Source organism: Paenibacillus terrae (genome assembly GCF_005217525.1).
Taxonomy (GTDB): Bacteria; Bacillota; Bacilli; order Paenibacillales; family Paenibacillaceae; genus Paenibacillus; species Paenibacillus terrae_C.
Window position 1 is genome coordinate 210,961 of sequence record NZ_PNXQ01000012.1, and the last position, 3,441, is coordinate 214,401.

At 46.0% G+C, this 3,441-nt stretch carries 1 protein-coding gene and 1 CRISPR repeat array; the gene reads right to left on the reverse strand.

The window, feature by feature from the left end:
• Nucleotides 1-213 precede the first annotated feature (213 nt).
• The gene (locus tag C1I60_RS11030) at nucleotides 214-2,763 is read right to left on the reverse strand and encodes a LamG-like jellyroll fold domain-containing protein (RefSeq protein ID WP_137061758.1); all 2,550 of its coding nucleotides are present in this window, start codon (nucleotides 2,761-2,763) and stop codon (nucleotides 214-216) included.
• Between the two features lie 374 nt (nucleotides 2,764-3,137).
• A CRISPR array of direct repeats spans nucleotides 3,138-3,439; the repeat unit is 33 nt; unit sequence ATTTCAATCCACGCACTCCATACAGAGTGCGAC.
• Nucleotides 3,440-3,441: the final 2 nt, after the last annotated feature.

Consider the following 3,441-nt stretch of genomic DNA (forward strand, 5'->3'; position numbering starts at 1 on the left):
TAGGATGATAGGTTTATTCTACAAGCCCTTATTTTTTCTGTCCAACTTAGTGTAGCCGATCCAATTTCGACAAAATCTGAGGTGCGAAGGACCCGGGGAATTCATGTGAGCTTCACATTCGCACTGAGTATGTTTCACAAAAAGAAGAAGCATACACAATAATCTCTCACTGGAGATGCTTCTTCTCAACTTCTCATATCTATCAGCCTAGGCTCATTTCACCTTGGCCAGCCCTGCCACCTGAGATGGAGGAAGCGCCCCTGCGAATATACTTAGTTCATCAATAGCGCCTTTAAAGGCAGGGTCCCACCAGTTAACACCCAAGCTGAACGTTCCTGTTTTAGATGTAAATACATCTGGAAATCCTGTTCCTGCAAACTGAGGTTTGCCGTTCACGTACACGGATAACACTCCATTGTCTACAGTGAAGGCGAGATGAGTCCACTCATTGGTTTTGATTTTCATACCGGTGCTGCCGGTATACCAAGGCGAGCTACCTGACCACAGCATCGTGTTCTCTCCCTCAGGACCTTTGGGCAGCAAGCTAATCCAGTGATTACTATCCATAGCTCCGAAAAAAGTGGGGGTATACAGCGTCAGCTCACTCGGATGAACCCACAGGGACACGGAATATGCAGAACTGGATATAATCCCTTGGGGCAGCTTAATTCCAGATTTTCCATCCAGCAAGACCGCTTGACCACTTGTACCCTCCGTGTAGGTGACAGTTCCTCCTTCACGATCAATCCGGTCCCCGATGACCTCACCATTCGCAAAAGCAGCTTCACTGTCCTCAAGATTATTTTCAAATTTATATTGTGCGGTCAGCGTTGCCATCTCGTAAGGAGATACTGTGATGTGAAAGGCTTTGCTCTTACTGCTCTCCCCTTTGCTAATCGTAGCGGTCAGGGTTGCTGATACAGCCTTTTCTCCGATTTCAGGACGTTTAACCTCGCCTGTATCAGAAATGACGTTCGGGTCTGAACTTTTCCAAGTAATAGAGGTTTGCCGACTTCCTTGCTTTGGAAGGGATACATTGGCCACTACCCGACTTGTATCACCAAGGTCCAAATCGCCATATACACTTTCAATCACTGTTGCATCCGTCGAAGGAGCGAACTGACTCCCCCAGGCCATTTCCCCTGTTTTGGAAACAACCGTAAATGTCATTACATATTGCTTGGTATAGTCATCCCATTGTCTAATGAAAACTCCGTCAAATACGGTGCCTTCCAGCGTCAGCTGAACACTCGCGTCTCCTACCTTGCGCCACGTTCCTTGTAGCTCACCTGTGACGGTGTGATCTGCTTTTAGCTGAATAAACTGCGCTTGCTTGATCGCCGCCGACGTATCACTGCCATGATTGATATATTGATAATCTCCAACGACTTGACCCTCATCCAGTTCTGTAAGAGTCTCACCACCATAACGGTAAGGAGCTACTACAGGCCAGCCTTCCTGGTTCATGAACATCTGGTGTATGCGCAATTCATGCTTCTCTCCCTGCTGAGGAAAGCGGGTATGAAAGACAACAAACATTTGCCCGTTATCAGGATCGGTATAAGCAGAGTTGTGACCAGGCGATACGTAGCCATAGCCAATTCCTTCGCCTGGATCACCCATTTTACTGTTGAACAGAAAGTTACCTATCAGCTTGTTGCCAAAAGCGGCATTCTTGGTGTTGGCAGGTAAAACGGCGTTCTGCCCCTTGGCATCCTTATAAGGTCCTGACGGATTGTGGGACCGGAATAACCTCATGTTATAGCCACCATCCGAGCCAAGTCCGCCATAAGTTACAAATAAATAGTAGTAGCCCGTCTCTTTGTTGTATTCAATGTAAGGGCCCTCTCCTGATTCCCCATATCCGCCCGCAATTTTGGTGCCAAAATAACGATCAATCAGCCGACCATCTTTCGTCGTTCCGTCTCGACCTGGATAGATAGGTTTTCCTGTTGCTTTATCCAGCTCAAGTAAAAAAATCCCCCCAGACCATGATCCATATGTCATCCATAAACGCCCTTCTGTATCATAAAAGATAGCTGGATCAATCGCATTCGGAAACATTTTATTTGCGTAAGAACCATCTGCGTTGAACCATCCCGCTCTTGGACCTTGCAGCTTGCCTTGATCAACCAACTGTTGGATCGGCGTGTTGGTCCATTTCTTATCCACTTTGCTGTCCTTGTCGTAGGCACTGTCCTTCGTAAAACCAGTATATATAATCGTATCCACATATTGATAAGGACCTTCGATTTGGGGTGCAACAGCAACACCGATCGCGGAACGAATGTAGGTAGAAGACGCACTATAATAAATCATATAGGCCCCTTTTGTCCCATTGTCATTGACATAATGCTCATTCCAAAATACATCAGGTGCCCAGACCGAGAATCCTCCCTTGCTGTCCGAATCATTCTCCCCTGCCCAAGTAAAGGAACCTGCGAGATTCTTCGATAAGTCCCCAAAAAGCGTGTTCCCTGGAGTTGTGTAACCGTTTGCAAAAGAAGTCCAGCTTTTAAGATCCTTGCTCTTCGCAGCTGAGATATGTGAACCAAACACATAGTAAGTATCGCCGTCTTTGACGATGGAGGGATCATGAACGGATACCTCGGAAAAAGCGGGCGCATCCTGCGTTTTCTTTTGCTCATATGGTGCAGCGGAAGCGTTACTCATTCCCAATGAAGACCCTGCAATCATTAGCAATAATGCTAACGTTATTAAAAAACCTCTTTTGATTCCATTTGCTTCAACCCGCCTTATCATCCTCATCTGCCCCTCTCTGGAATTGGAGTACAGCGATATATATTCTACACTGATCAGTGAATACATTTATGTTTTCAAGAATCATAAAGGTATTTGTAAAATATATTTTGAGTAGACAAGAGGATTTGCATTGTTTTCTAGTTTGTTTAAAATGGACGCAGTGTGTGGTGGAAAGGTCGCACTCCATACAGAGTGCGACTTTGGTGCAATCTTTAATTCAGCATTCAAAGATGTAGGATTTCAATCCACGCACTCCATACAGAGTGCGACGCCACCACCAAAGCCACCACCAGGCTATCACACCGCTAATTTCAATCCACGCACTCCATCAGAGTGCGACTCTAACCGGGAAAGAGCTTGACGAACTACCTATAATTTCAATCCACGCACTCCATACAGAGTGCGACGCCCGTTATGTCATTAACTGTTCTCTTGCTGGTATTTCAATCCACGCACTCCATACAGAGTGCGACGGATACGGTATCGGCACAGTGAGTAAATTAAGTAATTTCAATCCACGCACTCCATACAGAGTGCGACTTCAAGGTCCGACAAAAAGGCATCTGCGTTATGTATTTCAATCCACGCACTCCATACAGAGTGCGACGGCGCCGGAGCATGATCAAGAACTTGAAAATGAGTTATTTCAATCCACACACTCCATACAGAGTGCGACCA

Excerpts from the sequence above, each read along its gene's own strand:
- C1I60_RS11030 (WP_137061758.1), bottom strand. The coding sequence starts at position 2,763 with ATGATAAGGCGGGTTGAAGCAAATGGAATCAAAAGAGGTTTTTTAATA.